The following is a 23,025-nucleotide window of genomic DNA, read 5'->3' on the forward strand; positions in this document are numbered from 1 at the left end:
ACGCTGGGCTGGATCAACGACCACGACCTCGAAGCCCGCGCCCGCAAATTCGGCAAAAACGAATACGGAAAATACCTCAAAAACCTGCTCAGTCATTAGGCTAAGCCAGCGGCATCTGCTGTGGTAAGGCGGTTCCAGAAAACTTCGCAAATTGAGTCAAGCGGGTTTGGTTCCTGATCCCGCAACTTAACACCATGCCTTTCACTGGCGGTAAGGTGTCTCGCACGCTCCCCTGCGCTTGCCGGTGGATCGTCAACCATGGTCTGTCGGAAAAACACATTTAAGTCAAACTGATCGGCAGAAGAGAAGAGCGGCTGAAAAAAACTGATCCCGTTCAGTTTTCATGGAGCGGCTCAGTCTTGCTTTGCCCAATCACAGCCGGAATCCTGAAGCTTGTTACTTCACTGTATATGGGTTTCCGCGTCTTGGCGTACTATTTTGGATGCTTCTTGTTGAATGTCCTGGCCCACCGGCCCTCGGATTCGGGAAATAATTGCCAACATCAACCCAGCCCCCTTCGGGGATAGCCACAGCGGAGACTTTTTGAGAAACTGAAAACCACGATGAGACATAGTGTAGGATGGCAGGCAATAGGCGCAGGCGTAACGCGACACGCTTGTCAGGATAAATGCAATACGGTCGGAACGCCCCTCTGCGCTAAGTGCATCAAGGCTCAAAACTTGTTCTTTTACTGCGTCCAAGGCAACGTCGCCGGGAATAACGTCGCCGGGAATGATAAGTTCCCGCGCAACCCTATCGACTTCCTTGTCCGTCAAGGCTGCCAATTCGCGGTCAAGCGCATCAACCTCGCATGTGGCGCGATGCGTATACCCATGCTTCAAAACCCATTGTGACAATCCAATTTCACCACGGCGTACCGTTCTTGTTTTGTCATTTCGAATTTCTAGTTTGCGCCAGTACTTTACAAAACCTGGGTTTCTTAAGATGGCTGGACCAATACCAAGTGCATAAGAAGCATAGTGGAAATTTCGGTGCGTCACTCGAAACTTCCACGTAATTTCCCGAAATTTCGCCGGATCGACCCGAGGCATCGCAAAGTTGGAAGTAGCTGCTGCGAAATCCACATCTAAGTCGCGGGCGTCATCAAACCAACTGCGTTGCTGTGGGACCAACCATGCGGAATCATTTAAGAGCCAAAGCCGAGTCAGCTCCGGGAAACGATTGGCCACCTCCAGTACGCCATCCCGGTACCCGCCAAAATCATATCCGAAGTTTGGACGTTCTATAATCAGTGAAGCGTGAGGGGTAAGTTCAGCAAAATCTGTCGTGCTGAGCGGGAGATTGGATACGACGATTGGGGAAATACCTGCCTGAACCATCTGCTCCAAGGCATACAGATGGGAAGGCAAGACTCCCGTTTTAGGAAAGATAAGAAATATCCCGATTTCTGAACCAAATGAAATTGCGCCTGGAGAACGCTTCACTTGGCGAGACAACACCCAATCGTAATACCGGCGGAGATATACATGCCGCAGAAGTTCGGCGGGTAGGTGCATGAGCTTGCGACCCGCGCGCGCCAATTCTCGCTGAATTTTCCATAACGGTGGTAAATTCATTCACACTTGTCCAATTGTCGTTTCGATTTCAGTTTCCAAGCTGACTAGGTCGTCACAAATGGGCCGAACTCTTAATCTAAGTATCAACTGATACTGAATGGTTCGAAACGCCTCTAGCACATGCCCTTGGGTTTCAAAACCCAAAACTAGGGTCAGGACTCATAGCCAGTAAATGACGAGTGCGGCGAGTGCGATGGCAGAGAGGAAGACTTTTGGGCAGCGGTCGTATCGGGTTGCCACGCGCCGCCAATCCTTGAGCCTGCCGAACATGATCTCGATCCGATTTCGGCGTTTGTATCTGCGCTTGTCGTACTTGACGGGTTTCTTCCGCTGTTTTCGGCCAGGGATGCAGGCGCGTATCCCTTTGTCTTTCAACGCTTCCCGGAACCAATCTGCGTCATAACCGCGATCCCCGAGCAGCCAATCGACGTTCGGCAGGCTGCTCAGTAATGCCCGCGCTCCGATGTAATCGCTGACTTGCCCGGCTGTGATGAACAGATTAAGAGGACGTCCCTGACTGTCACAAATCGCGTGGAGCTTGGTGTTCATTCCTCCCTTGGTGCGTCCGATCAGGCGTCCGCGCCCCCCTTTTTCACGCCCATGCTGGTCGCTGTTCGGTGGGCCTTGAGATAGGTCGCGTCGATCATGACAGTCTTCTGTTCGCCGTGCTCGGCAGCCAGACCCGCCATCATCCGGGCGAAGACACCCTTGTCGCTCCACCGCTTCTAGCGATTGTAGAGCGTCTTGTGCGGGCCATAGGCTGTAGGCGCATCACGCCATCGTAACCCGTTGCGATTGACGAAGATAATACCGCTCAAAACACGTCGATCATCGACTCGGGGCTTGCCGTGGGATTTCGGGAAGAAGGGCTCAAGACGCGCCATATGCGCATCCGTCAGCCAGAAAAGATCAGACATGTTCACCGCTCGTTTTTCGAACCGTGAATCACGACCCTCCGCGCAAATCAATGGGTCCTGAGCCTAGAATTCCATCCAAGAAAAGGATGGACCATGAAACGCAGATTTTGGGATGAGCAGATCATTGGGATGATCAAAGAGTATGAGGCAGGCGTGAAAGCGCAGGTGCATTGTCGCAGATACGGCATCAGTGATGCGACCTTCTATAGGTACAAAGCAAAGTTTGGCGGCATGAACGTGTCTGATGCCTAGACGCAGCAGGCGCTGGAAGACGAGAACAACAAGCTGAAGCGCATGTTGGCGGATGCGATGCTGGACAATGAAGCCCTTAGGGATCTCGCGACAAAAAACTACTGACGCCTGATGTGAAGCGACGAGCCGTGCGCGATGTGATGGATTGGTACGGCTTGTCTGAGCGTTGGGCGTGTGAATTGGCTGATTTGCATAGGTCAGTCTTTCAGTATCAGAAGCGGGATCAGGGCGATGGTGCAATACGCAAAAGGCTGCACGAACTGGCGAAAGAGCGTCGTCGGTTCGGCTATCGTCGTTTGGGCATCTTGTTGGCCAGGGAAGGTTTTGAGGTGAACCACAAGAAACTGTTCCGGCTCTATCGCGAAGAAGGGTTGGCTGTGCGTCGTAGACGGTCTCCTCTGCAGGGTGGTTTGTCGCAAAATCACGTAAGACCCGAGAACAGACTATGATCGCCTGCTGCGCTATTTGATGGCCGCGCAGGCAAACATAGCCTCTTTATCAACATCATTCCTAATATGTTGCGGGACCGAAATCATTGCGCAGATGGTATGTGGCTGGATCGCGGCGGTCGGGGCGAATACGGCCTACATCAAACCGGGATCACCATGGGAGAACAAATACTGCGAAAGCTTCAACGCACGGTTCCGCTACAACCTGTTGACTGGTGAATTCTTCTACAGCTTGTGGGAAATCCAAATCCGGATCGAGCATTGACACGTCCACTACAACACCGTCAGGCCGCATAGCGCATTGGGGTATCGTCCGCCTGCGCCGAAAAGCACCTTGCTGATGGACCAAAGGCCAGCATTGCACTAACAATCAAACCGGCCCACCCGGTGGAGACGCGCCAGGTTTTGCTTCGCGATCATCTGATAATTTGGCGATATCCAGCTGACCAGTTCAGTTTGGAAGGACACAGACCTCAAAAAGCTTGATCCAGAGGAACAATCAAGTATGACAACCGTACATCAGCGACCACATGAAGGAAATTGTTTGATTATCCAGCGTGGTCGTAGCCACTTCGGACGAACTGGATAACCAAAAGTTGAGGTAGTCATAAGTGTTCAGGGCTGGCTCCACCATTTAGGGGCCTCAGCTGGCCAAATTACACTCTATTGCATAAGCAGATTTCTGAATGTCAAAAAATAAATCCAATGAAACAAGCGGTCCCCACACGTTGCGGGAATTGGATGCCGAGAATGCACAAGCTTCGCGCAATGAGATTCTCGCAGAACTGTCGCGAACAGCTGCGGAACTTGAATACCTGCGCACTACGTCTCAGGAAAGCCAAAATCTTTTTTATGAATTGGCCGAAGCACGGGACAAGCCCTGGGAATCGCTGAAGCACAAACAAGTAAGCAAGTTTCTTTATTGGCTTGCCAGACAGGAGTCTTTGTTTTCCGAACGCCGCCGAGAGCGCTTTTTGTCCTCGGCCAAAAAGCGCGACCCCAAGCGCTCAATACAACATTTGGCTGAGATGGGCGCACTCGAAAGTTCAGACGGTGGCGGCAGCTTTGCACGCACCAAAAACCAAGATAACTCTTCGAGGGGTTCGACCCTAGCCAAAGTGACGAATCGGAAACATGACAGCACCGTTATGGTTGTGAGTCATGATGCCACTCGGACAGGTGCTCCAATACTTGCTTTGAACCTCGTTAAAGAGCTTGGCAAAAACCACAATGTTATATCCGTCACCCTTGGTGGTGGCGAACTTGCTAATGAATTTCGAGCCGAGAGCGTAGAGTTTTTCGAACTTAACCGTAGGTCCGTAAAACAAGCTGAAATTACAAAGAGGATTGTAGAGATTTGCGCCAAGAATGGTGTAAGGGCCGGATTCGTAAACAGTGTTGAATCCAGATCCACCCTTCCCGGCCTCAGGGCGGCAGGCATTCCGTCGGTCGCCCTACTGCATGAATTTGCCACCTACATTCGGCCTACGACCGCATTCTCTGATGTCCTCGTGAACGCGGACCATGTCGTGTTCTCCGCGGACATAACTTTGGACAATGTGCTTTCCGAACTTGGGGTGGAAAGGCCGGTGAATGTCCATATTTTGCCTCAGGGCAAGTGTAGTAGCCAATCGGCCGACGAAGCGCCCAACAAGATCGAAACGGCCTGGTTAGACAGTGTGCTTAGACCTGGCGGAGCAGCGGATGAAACCTTTGTCGTTATCGGTGCGGGTACGATTGAAACACGCAAGGGGATTGATCTGTTCGTTGAAGTGGCCAATAGGGTCATTCGGGGTCCCGGAGGTGGACGCTTCCGGTTCGTTTGGTTCGGACACGGCTACGATCCAGTTCGTGACACACAGCGTTCGGCCTACTTGGCGGATCAGATCGAACGGGCAGGGATTCAATCGCAAGTGCAAATCGTGCGCTCAACGACAGAGATCGAACACGTCTACAAAACCGCGGATCTGTTGTTGCTTTCGTCTCGTCTCGACCCACTTCCGAACGTGGCTATCGATATGCTTGTTGCGAACAAGCCTATGGTTTGCTTTGAGCGCACGACGGGCATAGCCGACCTGTTAGAGTCCGCGGGCTTGAAAGAGGCCTGTATAGCTAGCTTCCTTGACACGACAGAGATGGCCGAAAAGATTGTTGCGTTGGCTCATGATGCTGACCTTCTTGCGGACGTACTGGCACGAAGCCAGAAGTTGGCGCGCGAAACCTTCGATTTTGCGGCATACACCCATCGGCTGGAGAACCTAGTCGTTAGGGGCGGGTGTAAATCGGAAAACATTATCAGGGATGCGAAGCGGTTGAAAACGTCGGGCGCATTTCGACAGGACTTCTTCAGTAATCCACTTAAAGAGAAGACGACCGAGGATCAGGACATTAAGAACTACCTGAATTCAAATGTGAGCGGTGCACCTTCACGGAAACCTGTGCCAGGCTTCAATCCTCTGATCTACGCGGAGGAACACGGATGGAAATTGTCCAACGACCCCTTCATTTCCTATATTGACGAAGGCTGTCCGGAAGGGCGCTGGAAGTCCGAAGTTATAAATGAGACTAGCGGCATCGACCCGGATGTGTTGCGTACGACAAAAGTGGCCCTTCATATCCACGCATTTTTCCCTGATGAAGTCGGAAACATCTTAACGCGCTTGTCTGCGAACCAAGTAAAACCCAGCTTGTTCGTAAGCGCACCGCAAAGCCAGTTAGAGCTGGTTAAAGACGTTATAAGCACTTACAACGAGCAGGTTGTCGCTCTGCGAGCTGTCCCGAATAGAGGTCGAGATATTGCGCCGTTTCTTACTGAATTCGGTCAGGAGATGGCGGCGGATTTCGACATTGTTGGGCATCTGCACACGAAAAAATCCGGGGATGTTCAGGATCGAAAGGTCGTTGCGAACTGGGTCGAATTCCTAATGCAAAATACCGTAGGCGGTAAGATCGACCCGACAATGCTCGACCGGATTGTGACGGCTATGGCAAAGAAGCCGGAGGTCGGCATAGTTTATCCTGACGATCCCAATCTTCTCGGTTGGGCGAAAAACAAGGCTATCGCCGGTCACATCGCACAACGACTAGGGATAACAAAACTTCCGCAGCATATTAACTACCCGATGGGTACTATGTTCTGGGCGCGCGCGGATTTGATCGAACGATTTCTTGAGCTAAACTTGGGGTGGAACGATTATCCGGCAGAACCCGTGCCTTACGACGGCTCGTCCTTGCACGCGATTGAGCGGCTCTTTGGTGTGGCGCCAGCGAGTTTCGGTTATCGCACCGGTGTGACTAATGTGCGCGGGCTAACTCGATGAGACGCAGTTCAAAATGGATTTGGCGGGACGACCCATGAAGATCTTAGTGCTTGGTGGTTGTGGATTCATCGGCTCTCACGTGGTCGATGCCCTTCTTCGAGACGGCCATGAAATTCGAATATTCGACCGGAACGAGGAAAGCTTCCGACTGGCCTTGCCATCGGTAGAATACCGGCTCGGCGATTTCACTGACCAGGCTGCCGTGCGCGATGCTGTGGAGGGGATGGAGGCCGTGTTTCACCTCGTCTCCACCACGTTTCCGAGCACCGCGGCTCTCGATCCCAAACGGGACGTACGCGAGAATCTTCTAGGAACGCAACAACTTGTCGAAGCGATGCTGGATGCAAACGTCTCGCGACTTCTGTTCCTTTCCTCTGGCGGTACCGTTTACGGGATCACGGAAACCGTTCCCATAGACGAAACGCACCCACTTCGCCCCATCAACTCCTATGGTATCACTAAAGTCGCAATTGAAAGCTATTTGGAAATGTACCGGCGCACTCGGGGATTGTCGCCCATCATCATACGGGCGTCGAATCCGTTCGGACCTCGACAGGGCCACACCGGTGTTCAGGGCGTAGTCGCCACGTTCCTCAACCAGATCGTCAATGGCGCAGCGGTGGAGGTCTGGGGCGACGGCTCAGTTGTGCGCGACTACGTTTTCGTTCGCGATCTGGCGCGCTTTTGCACCCTTGCTGGCACCTCCAGGAAAGAAGGTGTCTTCAACGCCGGCAGCGGCAGCGGTACGTCACTTGTAGAATTGTTGGCAGCCATGGAGGATGTGACGGGACGCGCCTTCGAACGTCGCTTTAAACCGGCGCCCGCTACCGATGTGCCAGTTTCCGTCCTTGACTGTTCGGCGGCGCTTGAAACCTTCAATTGGTCTGCTGAAACAGACATGCTTACCGGACTGCAAGAGACATGGGACTGGATCATGGGCCTCAATCTAGGTTCCAAAAATTGAGAGAGCACTTCGATACATCCGCGGGTGATTGCAGGATCTCTTGTTTGCGACGGCAGTTTTTTGTTAAGGAACGCACTTATTGTGGTTATTCACACGCCAAGACGGCACACATGAAGGAGAAGCGGAATGCCACCCAAGACTGATTTCTCCAACATCGGGTTTGCCGACTTTCAGCGTATGGCTAGTGACAGTAACCTTTCGCGCTATGAAAAAATTGGATTTCCGGACACCTATCGCGAGGGCCAAGAAGAAGAGATTTTTTTGGATATCTGCGCCAAGCTGACGAATCTTTCGGGAAAAGCCCGGAGGGTCGTTGACATAGGTCCCGGTTGCAGCGATCTGCCTTTCTTGCTTATTGACTTGTGCGCACGTAACCAACACGCCCTTTCGCTGCTGGATGGCAAAGAGATGCTTTCCCAACTACCCGACAGTGAAAATATTCAAAAAATCGATACACTCTTCCCCAATTGCCCAAGCTTTCTTGCGGAGGAAAAAGGGCGAATCGACGCGATCCTGTGTTACAGTGTTCTTCATTATGCATTCGAAGAAGGGTCCGTTTTTAGGTTCCTGGATGAGGCCCTCAGTCTGCTGTCGCCGGGTGGTCAACTGCTGATCGGTGACATTCCCAACATCTCGAAGCGCAAGAGGTTCTTTGCAAGCGACGCCGGTGCAGACTTTCACCGGGCTTTCATGAAAACGGACGATGCACCTGATGTTCGGTTCAACGTGCCAACCCCTGGACAAATTGACGATGCTGCCATCTTTGGCTTGCTCCAGCGGGCAAGGAGCGCTGGTTTTGACGCCTATGTCGTGCCGCAGAGCCCAAAACTCCCTATGGCAAACCGGCGTGAAGACATCTTAATTGTGCGGCCTTAGAAGCGGGAGAGTGCGAGCATGGACAAGACATCGGAAGTGGTTATTTTGGGCGACCATGCCTTCGCAGAAGTCGCCTATGAATGCTTTACACACGATTCGAAATTTGAGGTGAAAGGTTTCGCAGTTGAAGAGGCATACCTTACTTCAGAAACGAAGTTCGGGCTACCCGTGGTTCCTATTGAGAGGATCGAAGATTATTTCGACCCCGAGCGCGTGCATTTCTACGCTGCGCTGGTTTACACGCAGCTCAATCGCCTCCGAACGCGCCTTTACGAGGTCGCAAAGGCAAAGCACTTCAAACCCGCGTCCTATATATCGAGCCGTGCATCGGTTTGGCACAACGTTACTCTCGGTGAACACTGCTTCGTTTTCGAAGACAACACGATCCAGCCATTCGTACAGATCGGCGACAATGTCGTGTTGTGGAGCGGCAACCACATTGGGCATCACAGCAGGATCCGCGACAATTGCTTCGTGTCTTCCCACGTTGTGATCTCTGGATTCTGCGACATCGGTGAAAACTCATTCCTCGGCGTGAACGCTTCGCTTGCTAACAATCTCACGATTGGCGAGGATAATTGGATCGGTCCGGGTGTCACACTTCTTCAGAACACAGAAGCAAACCAGCTTTTCAAGGGTGAACAGCCGGCCCCCTCACGTGTAACGCCTAAGCGTATGTTTAAGGTGCGGTCTTGATTTGGAACAAACGTGGCATCGTCTGGGCACCCACTAAACAGCTTGGTGGCTACACTCACGGGATGGGTCCAACGCCTTTCCGAATAGACGAAGACACACTGCGTGTCTTCGTCACTGTGCTCGATTCCAAAGGCCGCGGGCACATTCAATATGTCGATGTTTTGGCGGAGGACCCTACCCGCGTGGTTGGGCAATCGGACGGCCCGGTCCTCGGTCCCGGTATTCCCGGATCTTTCGACGACAACGGCATCATGGCGCTAAGTCCGGTGCGTGCGCCATGCGGCCGTATCTTTCTCTACTACGCCGGGTTTGAGATCTGCCATCACATCCGCTATCGCATCATGACCGGCCTCGCTATAAGCGAAGACAATGGAAAGACGTTTCAGCGTTATTCGAACACACCCATCCTCGATCGCTCGGATGAGGAGCTGTACTTTCGCGGCGGTCCGTTCGTGCTTCTGAACGATGGAAAATTTCGCATGTGGTATGTCGCGGGAAGCCGTTGGATCGACGTGGCTGGAAAACAGATGCCGGTTTACGACTTGCGCTATGCGGAGTCGGACGACGGCATGACCTGGCCCTCTCGGGGCTGCGTGTCGATGGCACTGACCGACGGCGACGAACACGGGTTCGGCCGTCCTTGGGTGGTTAAGCGCGGGCCAGACGACTATCAGCTCTTCTATTCAATTCGCCGTACTTCGCTTGGAGCCTACCGCCTTGGCTATGCGGAATCCAGCGACGGACTTTCGTGGACGCGCAAAGATACGGAGATGGGTCTTGATGTCACGCCGGGTGGTTTCGACGGAAAAGCAATCATGTATTCGGCTGTGGTCGAAGCGCAGGGCCGGACCTGGTGTTTCTACAACGGCGACGGCTTCGGTGCCGCTGGTTTTGCGGTAGCGGAACTTGCTGAATGACCCTAGTGATTAAACCCTTTTCATTGGATGATAGCCCACTTTGGGACGCATTTTGCCATGTTGCTGTTAACGCGACGCTGCTGCACAGCCGTCGCTTCTTGTCCTACCACGGCGACAGGTTCGAGGATCTTTCGCTCCTCCTTTATGACAAAGACCAGCTTCGCGCGATACTTCCCGCGGCACGCGCACCGAACGATGCGACGCTTGTGGTCAGTCATCCCGGCGCAACTTATGGCGGGTTCGTTCACGCCGGGCAACTTACGGGAGAAAGCGCGATTGACGCTTTTCATGCAGTTGCGGCACACTACCGAAGCGTCGGATGTGACCGGTTGCTCTACAAGCCGGTGCCTCACATTTATGCGCGGTCACCCGCAGCAGACGACCTCTATGCGCTATTCCGCCTTGGGGCGGAACGCCAGCGCTGCGATCTCTCCAGCACTATTGACCTATCGTTTCGTAGACCCGTCTCCAGTCGACGCAAAAGGTCCTTAAAAAAGGCGCGACGCGTCGTGAGTGTCAGTGCAGATATTGCGAAGCTGGACGCGTTATGGGATGTGGTAGAAGACAATCTCGCACGCAAACACAAGACGCGACCGGTGCACTCCCGTACCGAGATCAAGGATCTCGCGGGACGATTCCCGGATGAAATTAAGCTACGCACAGCACACATAGGCGACAAAATCGTCGCAGGAACCCTTTTGTTCGCTTCGCGACAGGTCTGGCACGCGCAGTATATCGCCTCGAGCGAAGACGGATATGCTGTGTCCGCTCTCGATGCAGTATTCGATACCTCAATCAAAGATGCCAAATCGGCTGGCGTGCGATACTTCGATTTCGGTTCAAGCAACGAAGACCATGGTCATGTCCTTAACGCCGGACTTTATCGATTCAAGACAGAATTCGGTGGCGGAGGGGTTGCTCATGAGTTCTACATGGTTCAACTAGACTCCCTATGAAGCCAAACGTCTCTGACCTAAAAATTCTAGAACTGCCTAAGCGTTCCGATGTCCGAGGCAATCTGACCTTTATTGAATCCGAAAGGCATGTGCCTTTCGACATCCGGCGCGTCTTCTATCTCTACGACGTTCCCACTGCTGAAAGTCGTGGTGCACATGCTCATCGCGCACTGCATCAGTTTCTTATTTGCCTCTCGGGAAGTTTTGATGTTGAAGCCGATGATGGTATTGCAAAACGAACCATCCACCTGAATAGGCCTTGGCTAGGCCTACATGTCCCACCGATGATCTGGGCCTCCGAGGTGAATTTCGATGCGGGGTCCGTCTGTCTTGTGCTCACTTCAGACTATTACGACGAGGCTGATTACATCCGGGACTACGACACATTCCTTGCCCTCAAAAGAGCTTTGCAATGAAGGTTCCTTTCCTCGACCTCGGCGAGGCCTATCGCACCTTGCAATCGGACATCAATGAAGCTGTCACTCGTGTTCTGGCATCAGGTTGGTATGTCCTTGGCGAAGAAGTTGATCACTTCGAAACCGCCTTTGCAGCATACTGCGGCTCGGCGCATGCCGTCGGTCTAGCAAGTGGTCTGGACGCCTTACATCTTGGGTTGCGCGCACTGGGTATCGGTGAAGGCGACGAGGTGATCGTGCCTTCAAATGGGTACATCGCGACGTGGCTTGGCGTCAGCATTGCTGGCGCTACACCTGTACCGGTGGAGCCAGAAATGGCGACACACAATATCGACCCAAGCCGTATTGAAGCAGTGATCACGCCCCGTACACGCGCTATCGTCGCGTTGCACCTTTACGGCCTACCTGCCGACCTCGGGCAGATAATGGGTATTGCGCGCCGATACAATCTGCGCGTTGTTGAAGATGCCGCACAGGCACACGGTGCGCGATATCGAGGAGAAAAGATCGGACAACACGGCGACGTGGTCGCGTGGAGCTTCTATCCAAGCAAAAATCTTGGCGCTCTGGGCGATGCTGGGGCGGTAACGACAAATGACGCCGATGTTGCTGAACGCATCCGCATTCTACGCAATTACGGGTCGCAAGAGCGATACGTGAATAAGGTCCGCGGCATCAACAGCCGGCTCGACCCGATCCAGGCGGCTGTTCTGAAAGTCAAACTTGATCACCTTGACGCTTGGAATGCGCATCGCGCCAAGATTGCAGCACTCTACCGGGAGCGGCTTGCCAATGCACCTGGTGTGGTCCTGCCGATTGAGCCTGAGGGTTTCCAATCGGCTTGGCACCTTTTTGTAGTGCGGGTCCAGCAGCGACAGCAGCTGCAAGAGGCGTTGAACAAGTCAGGCATCGGCACACAAGTCCATTACCCGATTCCGCCGCATATGCAGGAGGCCTATGCTGATCTGGGGTTTACACCAGACAACTTTCCAGTCGCACGTCGGCTAGCCGACGAAGTGCTAAGCCTTCCTTGTGGCCCGCAGATGCCCCTAGAGGCAGTCGACATGGTTTCCGAACGAGTTCTTAAGGCTATCAAGTCATCATGAGAGGTACGACCCTGCCAGAATTGGCCACGCTGCAAAATCAGATTCGCAACGCGCTCGCCATCAGAGATATTGCTTCTGCGCTCGACAGTGTTCGATGGTTCGTCGATTCAATTCTAACTAATCCACGCGCAATAACCCGTGTATTGGGAAGTGAAGAACTGGATGCGCTCTGCCAGGACATCGCGGAAGAAATCAAATGCAGCGTCCCGCGAGATGCGGCAGATCGTTCGGGCACGGTTATCATCGCCTCCGAGCTTTCTAGGGCCGGCGGCCACGAACAGGTTATGGCGGACATCGTGAATCTAAACCTGTTCGACTCGCCGGTCACAATATTGCTGACGGACTGCTTTGACCGGGCCGATACCGCAATTGCGGAGGAATTCGCGGCATTCAACCAAGTGGAGGTGACTACTGTGCAGGGCGTGGATAGTGCCGCGCGCTTGGATAGTGTTTGTAAATACCTTTGTGACAAGGCCCCGGAAAATCTTCTTCTCTTCTTCCATCATCAGGATACCATCGGGTTTTGCGCCGCATTGGCTGCAGGTATCCCCAATACCATCTTCGTCCACCATGCAGATCATCACCTCAGTCTTGGTGTGACTTGCAAGCAGTTTCGACACGTCGATCTCGCTAATATGGCATTCGAGAATTGTCGCCACAATTTTGGGATCACAGATAATATCTACTGGCCCCTGATCCTGCGCAATGATGTAGGTGTACAAAATAGGGAGTTCAACAAAAACCATTGCTGGAGAAGTTGTTCCGTCGGACGAGCGGACAAATTTGCAACAAATGGCTACGCCTTCGACTATGCATCGCTTCTGCCAAAAATCCTCAAGGCCACGGGCGGAACCCACGTTCATATCGGACCCTTGTCAACCAATCTCAGTAGCTCCATCGAAAAGAGTTTTGTAGACAATGGCGTCCCACTTGATCGGGTAAAGTTTATTTCCTACGCGCCTTCTGTCGCGCAGGCTTTGATCGACGAAAATGTCGACATTTTTCTTGGTTCCTTTCCAACAGGTGGCGGGAAATCAACAATTGAGGCTATGGCCGCAGGCATCCCCCTATTGATGCATCAGAATTATCGCCACCGCATGTTTTGCGGAGCTGACGTGGCCTATCCGGGCGCACTGACTTGGCAAACGGAAGAAGAGCTTTTTGAGGTACTCGCTGGCCTATCTCCAGAAATTCTATCGGATCATGCCAGTCGGTCACGTGCGTGTTTCGAACGAAACCATTCCAGTGATGCACTCGTTTCTGCTATTAAGAGCCAGAATTGTGTGCCGCCGCCCCTAATTGAACACCCTGTAAATCACTTGTTCTTTTTTCTAGACGAGGAGCGTGATAGGCGTGCGTCTGAGGAGAGCAGGCTCATTGCCGAAAACAAGGTGTTGACCCTTGAAGAAGAGATTGCCGAACTTGAGGGCAGACTTGCAGGTCTTGAAGAGAAGCTCACGTCACCCCGTAAACTGTGTCGAGAACTGGCCCGTCAGCTCAATCGGCGGCTGCATGGCAAGAGACCGAGGTGAAGTTTGGTCTGACTAGGGGTGGGGGAGCGACCAAAATTGACCCGGCCCCTTGATCTGGGCCGATTGGATGTAGAATCCGTGCCCGTTTTGCTGTGCTACCCACCCCTCTGCCACCTGGGCATAGAGTTTTCCGCATTGCCGAGATTGCCCATGCACTGAATGCTCGATCATGATCTTCCCGTCGAACCGGGTGCGGATTGTAGTGGCGACCAACCCTGTAGACTTCCGGAAAGGTCACAACGGGCTGGCGGCCTTGGTGAAGAACGAGTTGCGCAAGGAACCGTTCACCGGGACTGTGTTTGTCTTTCGCTCGAATCGGGCAGACCGGTTGAAGCTCTTGTATTGGGACGGCACCGAATGGTGATGACTTATAAGCGGCTTGAGGAAACGACCTTCACCTGGCCCGCGATCCGGGACGAGCTGATGTCGCTTAATCATGCCCAGTTCGAGGCGCTGTTTGCCGGTCTCGACTGGTGGAAGGTGAAGGCCCTGGCGGCGCGTCCGCCAACTGCGGCAGAGTGAATCACAGAGTCTTTCTGGCGGGTATCTTGGAGCTGGCTTTGGTAGATCACGGGCATGAGTTCTGCCGCTGATCTTCCCGACGATATTGCTGCCCTGAAGGCCATTATCCTTGCTGAACAAAAGCTGGCTGCAGTGCATACCGGTGTTATCGCCCGAAAGGAAGATCGCATTGTCCGGTTGGAAAAACTGGTCGCTGACTTCAAGCGGGCCCTGTTTGGCGCGAAGTCCGAGAAGGTTTGTCCCGAGCAATTCGAACTGGCTTTAGAGGACATCGTTCCTGCCCAGTTCCGCGTGATTGTCACCCGTCACCCAAAGTATGCTTGCCGGTCTTGTGAAGGCGGGATCACCCAGGCTCCAGCCCCTGCGCATCTGATCGCGGGCGGCATGCCGACAGAAGTCACAGTGGCGCATGTGATTGTATCGAAGGATGCCGACCATCTTCCTCTCTACTGTGAATCGGCATGCAAAATTGACCCACTTAGGTGGGTTATGAGCGAGTAAAATTTACCCACCTGTTTTCGTTAACATCCGCGCAAAATTGCGCGGAGGAAAGAGCAGGTGTTTTTGATGGAAAGCGTGTCGAAGATCCGACGATGGGCATTGGTTGAGGAACGCAGCATCCGGTCTGTAGCGCGGGCGACGGGGTTATCGCGGAACACGATCAAGAAGTATCTGAAGGATGAGAGCCCGCCGAGCTACCAACGTCAGGCTCCGCCAGTTCGGCACAAGCTGTGCAACGGTTTTGATCTTCGGCTTCGGGAGCTCTTCGATCAAGATATGAAGCGCCCACGTCGGCAACGGCGAACAGCCTCGAGGATCTATGAGCAGTTGGTGATGGAAGGCTACACCGGTTCCTATTCGCCGGTTCAGCGATTTGTCCGGGACCTGAAGCGGGCCGGTGCCGGTTCGGGCGAGGTTTTTATCCCGCTGTATTTTGCTGCTGGTGACGCGCTGCAATTTGACTGGAGCGAGGAACGGGTTGTGCTGGGCGCTGTCGAGCAGAAGATCAAGGTTGCCCATTTCCGCCTGTGCCACAGCCGCAAGCCGTTTGTCGTGGCCTATCCTGGCGAAGCCCAGGAGATGGTACTGGATGCGTTCGTGCGAGCGTTGGCGTTCTATGGCGGTGTGCCGCGCCGGGTGATCATCGACAATCCCAAAACGATGGTGACCTATGTCTCGCGCTCAAAGGACCGGATATTCCATCCTCGGTTCCTGGCCTTGATGAACCATTATGTAATGGAACCGGTGGCCTGTACGCCCGCTGCCGGCTGGGAGAGGGCGCAGGTTGAGAACCAGGTCCAGTTTTTGCGCGGCCGGTTGTTTGTTCCCAAACCCGCCTTTGATGATCTCGATGCGCTGAACGATTGGCTGCGCCTGCGCTGCGAGGAGCTGGCAAACCGCCCCCATCCCGAGCAACAGGATCGCACGATTGCCGAGGTATTCGAAGACGAATGCGCCGAACTGCGTCCCCTGGGCCGGGCCTTTGACGGTTACGTGGAGAAGACCGTCCGCGTCCGCTCCACCTGCCTGGTTCAATATGCCAGCAATCGCTACAGCGTGCCCTCCCGGTTCGCCGGACAACATGTGTCGCTGCGTGTCTATGCAGGCCGGATCGTGCTGGTATCTGGCAAAGAGATCATCGCCGAGCACAAACGTCGCTTCACCCGCAATGTCAGCTGTTTTGAGCCATGGCACTATGTCCCCTTTGTGGACTGGCAACTGCCCGAGGCCATGCATCGGATCAGGGAGCATTACATGGCCGGCAAAGGCGGGGATCGGGAGTTCGTCGATCTGCTTCTGCTGGCCCAGGATCACGGGATCGAGGTGGTCGAGACGGCTTGCGAACTGGCGGTGGAGCAAAACACCCTGCGCCTGCCCGCCATCATCAACCTGATCAACCAGTTGGTGGAACCGGTCATCACACCGTTCAGCGACGCCTATACCTATCCGCAGCTGACCCTGCGGGCCGAGGCCGACTGCAAGCGCTATGAGACGCAGTGCTCGACTGGGGAGGTTGCCGCATGAACGCCCTCATCGACCAACTGACTACTTTGAGGCTGCATGGAATGGCAGCTTGCGCCCATGATTTGCTGTCCGCGCGCAAGCCACCAAGTCTGACCACAGCGATAAAGCAACTGATCGACGCTGAGACTGTAGAGCGGCGGGTGCGCTCCATCCAGTATCAAATGCGCATCGCGAAGTTCCCCCACCACAAGGACTTCGCCACCTTCGACTACGGCGCGGCGGCCGTCACCCAGACCCAGATCGAACCGTTCTGCTCAAGCCAGTTCACCGTAGAGGCGCATAACCTCATCCTGGAAGGCGGAACAGGAACCGGCAAAACCCATATCGCCATCGCGCTTGGAACGACGCTGATCAACAACGGCAAGAAGGCCCGCTTCTTCAATGCCGTCGACCTGATCAATGCGCTGGTCAAGGAACAGGCCGAGGGCAATGCAGGAAAGATCATCCGGCAACTCTCGGCCCTGGACTGCGTCATCATCGACGAGTTGGGCTACATCCCGTTCCCCAAGTCCGGTGGCGCATTGCTGTTCCATCTGATCAACAAGCTCTATGAGAAGACCAGTGTCATCATCACCACCAATCTGGAATTCGGAGAGTGGGTCTCGGTCTTTGGTGATGCCAAGATGACAACCGCGCTTCTGGATCGCGTAACCCATCATTGCGCCATCATCGAAACGGGCAACACGTCATACCGGTTCGCACAAAGCAAGCGACGCAGAAAAACATAAACGTCGCGCACACAAAGCCCCCAGACGGACTCTCTATTTGAGGGCGACCCGCCTGGGGGCTTTGCGCCACATAGGGTGGGTCAAACTTAAATGCTGAAACCGGGTCAGTTTTGAACGCTCATTGACACTCTCTATCGACAAGCTCAAATCTACAGCCGTCAGGGCATTGATCTGGACCGTTCGACGCTGGCTGCATGGGTCGGCAGAGCCGCATTTGAGCTAACCCAGGTCTATGAGGCGCTGCTGGCCAACCTGAAGAACTCCTCGAAGCTCTTCATGGACGAGACCACAGCCCCGGTTCTCGATCCGGGGTGGAGAAAGACCAAAACCGGATACTTCTGGGCGCTCGCCCGTGATGATGGCCCCTGGGGAGGTGAAGACCCACCGGGGTGGCCTTTACCTACGCACCGGGCCGATCCGGCCAATATGCCGAGGATATTCTCAACGACTTCTCCGGCATCCTGCAAGTCGATGGCTATGCGGGTTACAACCGGCTGCTGAAGCGGCCTGCGCAGGATGTGCAGCTTGCCTATTGCTGGGCCCATGCACGACGCGAGTTGCATGAGGTCTCCCTATCTGGCACCACACCGATTGCCGATGAAGGACTGAAGCAGATCACGGCCCTTTACCGGATCGAGAAGGATATCCGCGGCCAAAGCCCCAAGGCACGGTGGGAAGTCCGACAGGAACGATCAAAGCCGATTATCGCAACCTTCGAAGCTTGGCTAATCGCCAGCCGTGCCCGCGTCTCGGCCAAATCGCCACTCGGAGAGGCCCTCAAATACATTGCCAAATACTGGACGGCCTCTGCCAGTTCTTGGAAGACGGTCGCGTGGAATTGGACAACAGTTCCGTCGAGCGCACCATCCGCCAATCGCGCTCAACAGAAAGAACGCCCTCTTTGCCGGTCACGATACCGGAGCACAAAACTGTGCGACTCGCGTCGCTCATTGAAACTTGCAAGCTCAATGCTGTCGATCCCCATGCTTGGCTGACCGCAACGCTTCAAGCCATCGTCAATGGGCACAAGCAGTCTCGGATCAACGATCTTTTGCCATGGAATTATCCAAGCACCGTGTGATCGGGGCTACGCTTACGGCGCAACACGTAGTGCACCCGCCTGTATCCATAACGAACACGGGTCTCGCTAATCTATTTGATGCGCCGTTTCAAGACGACCGGATCGGTGCGGCGGGAAACATACTGGTAGGTCGATCTGTCGAACAGCAACACCTTGCAGGCGCGTTTGACAGATACCCGCCAGTCTTCCCGAACACCGTCGATAAGCTCGCGCTTCCGATCCGACCTCAGAGCTTTCGCTTGATGACCTCCTGCAACATCTCACGATCCAGGGTCAAATCGGCCACGATCCGTTTCAAACGGCTGTTCTCGTCTTCCAGTTCACGCAGGCGACGCATTTCAGATGGCAACATACCCGCATACTTTTCTTCCTGTGGAAGTAGGTCGCAGAGCTGATCCCGGCCTCACGGCACACTTCAGCAACCGTCTTGCCTTCTTCAACCTGCTTCAAAACAAACGCCTTCTGCGCGCCCGTAAATCTCGCTGCTTTCATCGCTTCCACTCCTTCTCCCAGCCAAGGACTCGTTGCGGAAAACTCAAGTCAAAAATGGCCGGAAAATGGGTTTCAGAGCAAAAGGCCTATCCCAGTTGGTAGGCCACTTTCGGGGGGCTACTCCAAACCCTGACGACGGACATGGCACGAAAACTGAAGGAATGCGGAACGCGAAAATGCCTTAGGCGAGGTCGGGGAATCTACTGATCATCACCCAGCGCATTGGCCAATTTGGATTGCAAACAATAACTTGACGATGCCATTTGGACGACTTAGGTGAGGTAGATCTGGCTTGTTAGGAAAGTCTTTCCAAGGAAAGACGAATTAAAACTAGTTCAATATCATCGAATTTGCGAACTGACGACGTACGGATAAGCATTGGAACCGCGAGTTACAATTATCAGTGTAACCTACAACAGCGTCAGCACTCTTCCTCAGATGCTGGCGTCGGTTCCCGATGGTGTTCCCATAGTGTTAGTCGATAATGGCTCGGACGATTTAGAAGAGCTAGAGCGGCTCGCACAACTCAAGAACGCCAAACTCATTCTAAACGACCAGAACGCGGGGTTTGGGGTAGGGTGTAACCAGGGTGCGGCCGGGGTCGAGACCGAGTTCTTGTTGTTTTTGAACCCAGATGCGCGCTTATTGAAGGGAAGCTTGGAGAAGTTGCTGGCCGGCGCAGACCTGCACAAAACTGCCTCAGCATTCAATCCGGCATTTACCCAAAAGTCTGGCAAAGGGTTGCTGAAACGATCCAGTGTCTTGCTACCACGTAATAAGTGGTTGCGCGGGATTGAAACCGATACTGATTTACAGGTTCCGATATTGTCTGGCGCAGCGTTGCTTGTGCGCCAGTCGGCGTTCGAGAAGGTCGGTGGATTCGATGCAAATATCTTCTTGTACCACGAAGATGACGACATCTGTCTGCGTTTGAATGAACAAGTGGGGCCCTTGATATTCCTTCCCGACGCGGAAGTAACCCATATTGGTGGAGAATCTTCTCCCAAAAACCCAAAGATAGCTGCGATCAAAGCCTGGCACATGGGTCGCTCGCGTGTTTACGCGGCACGCAAACACAAACGCCCGGCTCCTTTTTTGAATGCATTGATAAGTGCTTTACTGCAGGTGGCTTCACCTCTGGTTTTGTTTTCAAAACGAAAACGCGCCAAACAGGTGGCTTTTCTACGCGCTGTATGGTCAACGCGGAACTTGTCTTCATCGACTTCGGGCAAACAGCACGAGTAAAAACGCACGGCTTTTTTCAAGCTTTCCGGCCCCCAACGGACCTCTGACATTGGAGTTTGACTGTTTTGCAGACAACCGGCCTGAGTCTGCAAAAAACAGTCGGCGTGGTATTTCTCTAAATCCACACATTTATCTTGAATACGAGGTAATGTAAGATTTTTCTGTTGTATTTGGGTGGTTTTGTGGGATTACTGTGGAAACTTGTGGTGGAATTTGAGGACCCCGATGCAGCAAGACTCACTTCAGACAAAAAGTGAGTGCCAAAGGCTTTTGTTTGGGCTTTACCCAGACCGACGCCGACAAGGGGCTTTCTAACTTATCGCCTCCAATACCCGCGCTTCATCGCTAAACAGGATAGAATCGAATGCTGAATCCAAGGACCTCACAGACCGACGAAAGCGCCGACCTGCTGTCTCATGCGGTAAAGATAGCTGACCTGGCCAGCGAAGCAGCGCGGGGGTATTTTCGTGGCGCGCTGGGGGTCGAGTTCAAATCGGATGAAAGCCCGGTGACACAGGCCGACAAGGGTGTTGAATCCCAGGTTCGCGCCTATCTTGAACAGTATTTCCCCGATCACGGCGTCTTTGGAGAAGAACATGGGTTCGAAGGGCAGGAGTGCCGCGAGGTTTGGATCATCGACCCGATCGATGGAACCCGGTCATTCCTGTCAGGTCATCCGCTGTTTGGATTTCTATTGGGGCATCTGGTTGACGGAAAACCGGATATCGGCGTGATCGGCATGCCAGCGATAAATGAAGTGTTTACCGGCGTTTTTGGCCAGGGCGCCACGTTGAATGGCCATGCGATCACGACTTCGGCCCAAACGCGGCTGGATCAGTCCATTCTTTTTGTAAACGAAGGGGACAAGATCTATCGCGATCATCCGGCGTTATTCGACAGGCTGATGCAATCTGGACAGACCAGACGGTTCGCCTATGATTGCTACCCCCATGCCCTGCTGGCGGCGGGTCATGTGGATGCTGTGATCGACTATGATCTACAGCCCTATGATTACCTGCCAGTGCTGGCCGTGGTTGAAGCTGCGGGTGGGGTGATGACAGATTGGCAGGGTCAGCCGCTTGACTTGAATTCTGACGGCCGGGTGATTTCAGCGGCTACACCCGAGCTGCACGGGGAAATGTTGGACTTGGTGAACGGGTAGGATCATGGCGATAGTAAGCTTTCTCATCAGCCTGGCCGGAGCCACGATGCTGCTGCTTTACGCAGTGCGGATGGTCCGCACTGGGATCGAGCGCAGCTATGGGGCTTCGTTCCAGCGCCTCATGACGGGCCAAAGCCATTATGCGCAGGCGTCAATGGTGGGTATTGTGATGGCGGTGGTTCTGCAAAGCTCGGCAGCGGTTGCCCTTTTGACATCGGGTTTTGCTGCCGGAGGTTTCCTGACCTTTCCCACCGGTCTTGCAATCGTGCTGGGCGCTGATCTCGGTTCGGCGCTGATTATTCAGGTGTTGTCATTCCAGCTGGGTTGGCTGATACCTTTGCTTCTGGCAGTTGGCGGGTATCTGTTTGTCAAGACCGAGGCCAAGAGGCCCCGGCAATTGGGGCGCATCCTGATGGGGATTGCGTTCATCTTGATTTCATTGCGCTTTTTGCGCGAAGCCATGGACCCGATCCGGGACAGTGCCTTTCTGCCTGCCGTCGCCGAGTATCTGGCACGCGACTATATTACAGCGTTTCTGGTCGGCGGCGCACTGGCCTTTGTCATGCATTCCTCGGTCGCGGCAATCCTGATGTGTGTGACGCTGGTCCAGATTGGCGCGATTCCGTTTGCCGCCGGGCTGTCGCTGGTATTGGGGGCCAATTTCGGTTCAGCCTTCATACCTGTTTGGCTGAGCCGGGGGATGGAGATGCCTGCCAGGCGCATACCTTTTGCCAACCTGGCCTTGCGCGGCAGCTGGGCGATAGTCACCCTTTTCGCGGCGACTGCGGCACTGCGTGCCGGTGTTCTGGGGGATTTGCAGGGCGGTCAGATGCTGGTCAATGCGCACCTGGCATTCAATGCCTCGTTGCTGGTGCTGGCGCTGCCGTTCTGCGGGCGATTGCGAGTGCCGTTCGAGCAGTTTTTTCCGGACCCGAAATCTGCGAACGCGCTGGCCCAGTCAGGTCGCCCGGCCAGTGCGCTGGACGTACGCACTGCTGGCAGCCCGTCCCAGGCGCTGTCCAGCCTCAAGCGTGAACTGCTGCGAATGAGTGATCTGGTCGAGTCGATGTTCCGCCCGTCGCTGGAATTGTACCGCAGCGGCGACAAGGACCAGATACGCGCCGTAAGGGACATGGACGAAGATGTGAACGACTGCCTGTCGGGTGTTCGAAAATTCGTGGCCGCCATTCCCGAGGAGACATTCGGAAAGCAGAACGCAAAAGTGGCGCGCGACCTGATGGAATACGCAATCCGGCTGGAAACTGCGGGCGACGTTGTTGCCAAGCGGCTGACTGTTCTGGCGGGCGACATGCGGAAGAAAGGTGCTTCATTTTCAAAAGACGGCTGGTCGGAACTGGTTGAGATGCACGAAGGCATCCTCGCCAACCTCAAACTGGCCTCAAACGTTCTGATTTCGGACGATCTGGAAAGCGCCCGTCTGCTGAGCCTTGAGAAAACCGAAATCAAACGGGCCGAGCGTGACAGCCGCAAACGCCACCTCAAACGCTTGCAGCACGGCAGTACGGAAAGCTTTGAGACTAGCGATATCCACTTGGAAACCCTGCGCGCGTTCCGGGAATTCAACAGCCACATCGCTGCGGTGGCCTATCCGATCCTGTATCGAAACGGGCAATTGCTGGAAACACGCCTGATCGAAGAAATGCCGCGCAAAGAGCAGGGCGAGGACACAGAGGTCTAGGCTATCGGTACCGGCAAAGGTCGGTTTCGTAGGGGTGCGGTCTGTTACAGATTGTAACCGCTCAGGCCGGTTTCTGCCGCTTTTGCGCGTGGC

19 protein-coding genes and 5 pseudogenes are annotated in these 23,025 nt (G+C 54.2%); 21 read left to right on the forward strand and 3 right to left on the reverse strand.

Annotated elements, in window-relative coordinates; genetic code table 11:
- Positions 1–401: 401 nt before the first annotated feature.
- Positions 402–1,577: a rhamnan synthesis F family protein gene (locus ACR0JI_RS05530; protein ID WP_480494042.1), complete on the reverse strand. Its 1,176-nt coding sequence runs from the start codon at positions 1,575–1,577 to the stop codon at positions 402–404.
- A 159-nt stretch (positions 1,578–1,736) separates the two neighbouring features.
- Positions 1,737–2,494, reverse strand: a pseudogene (locus tag ACR0JI_RS05535) (IS5 family transposase).
- Positions 2,495–2,587: 93 nt separating this feature from the next.
- On the opposite strand from ACR0JI_RS05535, the gene ACR0JI_RS05540 reads away from it, so the two are divergent.
- From ACR0JI_RS05540 to tnpC, 18 genes and pseudogenes are all read left to right on the forward strand, one after another.
- Entirely contained in the window at positions 2,588–2,746 is a 159-nt protein-coding gene (locus ACR0JI_RS05540) for a transposase (protein WP_480494041.1), read from the forward strand.
- Between the two features lie 113 nt (positions 2,747–2,859).
- Positions 2,860–3,195 (forward strand): IS3 family transposase, encoded by a 336-nt coding sequence (locus ACR0JI_RS05545; RefSeq protein ID WP_480494040.1) that lies wholly within the window; start codon positions 2,860–2,862, stop codon positions 3,193–3,195.
- A 73-nt stretch (positions 3,196–3,268) separates the two neighbouring features.
- Positions 3,269–3,562, forward strand: a pseudogene (locus ACR0JI_RS05550) (integrase core domain-containing protein); the annotation flags it as partial.
- A gap of 319 nt (positions 3,563–3,881) precedes the next feature.
- Positions 3,882–6,515 (forward strand): rhamnan synthesis F family protein, encoded by a 2,634-nt coding sequence (locus tag ACR0JI_RS05555; RefSeq protein WP_480494039.1) that lies wholly within the window; start codon positions 3,882–3,884, stop codon positions 6,513–6,515.
- Between the two features lie 34 nt (positions 6,516–6,549).
- Positions 6,550–7,479: an NAD-dependent epimerase/dehydratase family protein gene (locus tag ACR0JI_RS05560; protein ID WP_480474414.1), complete on the forward strand. Its 930-nt coding sequence runs from the start codon at positions 6,550–6,552 to the stop codon at positions 7,477–7,479.
- A gap of 126 nt (positions 7,480–7,605) precedes the next feature.
- Positions 7,606–8,355, forward strand: coding sequence for a hypothetical protein (locus tag ACR0JI_RS05565; RefSeq protein WP_480494038.1), 750 nt, complete (start codon positions 7,606–7,608; stop codon positions 8,353–8,355).
- Between the two features lie 18 nt (positions 8,356–8,373).
- Complete coding sequence (locus ACR0JI_RS05570) at positions 8,374–9,051, forward strand: acetyltransferase (protein WP_480474412.1); 678 nt, start codon at positions 8,374–8,376, stop codon at positions 9,049–9,051.
- Positions 9,048–9,968 carry a glycoside hydrolase family protein gene (locus ACR0JI_RS05575; protein ID WP_480474411.1) on the forward strand — a complete coding sequence of 307 codons (921 nt, stop codon included), beginning with the start codon at positions 9,048–9,050 and terminating at the stop codon, positions 9,966–9,968. Before ACR0JI_RS05570 ends, ACR0JI_RS05575 begins: the two co-directional genes overlap by 4 nt.
- Positions 9,965–10,924 (forward strand): GNAT family N-acetyltransferase, encoded by a 960-nt coding sequence (locus ACR0JI_RS05580; RefSeq protein ID WP_480474410.1) that lies wholly within the window; start codon positions 9,965–9,967, stop codon positions 10,922–10,924. Before ACR0JI_RS05575 ends, ACR0JI_RS05580 begins: the two co-directional genes overlap by 4 nt.
- Positions 10,921–11,340 (forward strand): sugar 3,4-ketoisomerase, encoded by a 420-nt coding sequence (locus tag ACR0JI_RS05585; protein ID WP_209508306.1) that lies wholly within the window; start codon positions 10,921–10,923, stop codon positions 11,338–11,340. Before ACR0JI_RS05580 ends, ACR0JI_RS05585 begins: the two co-directional genes overlap by 4 nt.
- Positions 11,337–12,446 carry a DegT/DnrJ/EryC1/StrS family aminotransferase gene (locus ACR0JI_RS05590; RefSeq protein ID WP_480494037.1) on the forward strand — a complete coding sequence of 370 codons (1,110 nt, stop codon included), beginning with the start codon at positions 11,337–11,339 and terminating at the stop codon, positions 12,444–12,446. The genes ACR0JI_RS05585 and ACR0JI_RS05590 overlap by 4 nt, the downstream gene beginning before the upstream one ends.
- Positions 12,443–13,978 carry a hypothetical protein gene (locus ACR0JI_RS05595; RefSeq protein WP_480474408.1) on the forward strand — a complete coding sequence of 512 codons (1,536 nt, stop codon included), beginning with the start codon at positions 12,443–12,445 and terminating at the stop codon, positions 13,976–13,978. The genes ACR0JI_RS05590 and ACR0JI_RS05595 overlap by 4 nt, the downstream gene beginning before the upstream one ends.
- 169 nt (positions 13,979–14,147) lie before the next feature.
- A complete protein-coding gene (gene tnpB / locus ACR0JI_RS05600; protein ID WP_480879372.1) occupies positions 14,148–14,342 on the forward strand; it encodes an IS66 family insertion sequence element accessory protein TnpB in 195 nt (64 codons plus the stop codon).
- On the forward strand, positions 14,336–14,500 hold the full coding sequence (tnpB, locus tag ACR0JI_RS05605; protein WP_480879374.1) for an IS66 family insertion sequence element accessory protein TnpB: 165 nt from the start codon (positions 14,336–14,338) through the stop codon (positions 14,498–14,500). The genes tnpB (ACR0JI_RS05600) and tnpB (ACR0JI_RS05605) overlap by 7 nt, the downstream gene beginning before the upstream one ends.
- Positions 14,501–14,554: 54 nt before the next feature.
- Positions 14,555–14,950 (forward strand): annotated as a pseudogene (locus ACR0JI_RS05610) (transposase domain-containing protein); the annotation flags it as partial.
- Between the two features lie 150 nt (positions 14,951–15,100).
- Positions 15,101–16,525: an IS21 family transposase gene (gene istA / locus ACR0JI_RS05615; RefSeq protein WP_480879376.1), complete on the forward strand. Its 1,425-nt coding sequence runs from the start codon at positions 15,101–15,103 to the stop codon at positions 16,523–16,525.
- Positions 16,522–17,253, forward strand: a complete 732-nt coding sequence (gene istB, locus ACR0JI_RS05620; protein ID WP_480494036.1) for an IS21-like element helper ATPase IstB — start codon at positions 16,522–16,524, stop codon at positions 17,251–17,253. Before istA ends, istB begins: the two co-directional genes overlap by 4 nt.
- A 129-nt stretch (positions 17,254–17,382) precedes the next feature.
- Positions 17,383–18,334 (forward strand): annotated as a pseudogene (tnpC, locus tag ACR0JI_RS05625) (IS66 family transposase); the annotation flags it as partial.
- Between the two features lie 11 nt (positions 18,335–18,345).
- Here the strand turns inward: tnpC and ACR0JI_RS05630 are convergent.
- Positions 18,346–18,826 (reverse strand): annotated as a pseudogene (locus tag ACR0JI_RS05630) (transposase); the annotation flags it as partial.
- Positions 18,827–19,204: 378 nt separating this feature from the next.
- Here ACR0JI_RS05630 and ACR0JI_RS05635 point away from each other — a divergent pair.
- From ACR0JI_RS05635 to ACR0JI_RS05645, 3 genes are all read left to right on the forward strand, one after another.
- A complete protein-coding gene (locus ACR0JI_RS05635; RefSeq protein WP_480494035.1) occupies positions 19,205–20,071 on the forward strand; it encodes a glycosyltransferase family 2 protein in 867 nt (288 codons plus the stop codon).
- 364 nt (positions 20,072–20,435) lie between these two features.
- Positions 20,436–21,233, forward strand: a complete 798-nt coding sequence (locus ACR0JI_RS05640; protein ID WP_480474406.1) for an inositol monophosphatase family protein — start codon at positions 20,436–20,438, stop codon at positions 21,231–21,233.
- Positions 21,234–21,237: 4 nt separating this feature from the next.
- Positions 21,238–22,932, forward strand: coding sequence for a Na/Pi cotransporter family protein (locus ACR0JI_RS05645; RefSeq protein WP_480474405.1), 1,695 nt, complete (start codon positions 21,238–21,240; stop codon positions 22,930–22,932).
- The last annotated feature ends 93 nt before the right edge of the window (positions 22,933–23,025 follow it).

The sequence above is a fragment of the Ruegeria sp. N10 genome (assembly GCF_056531545.1).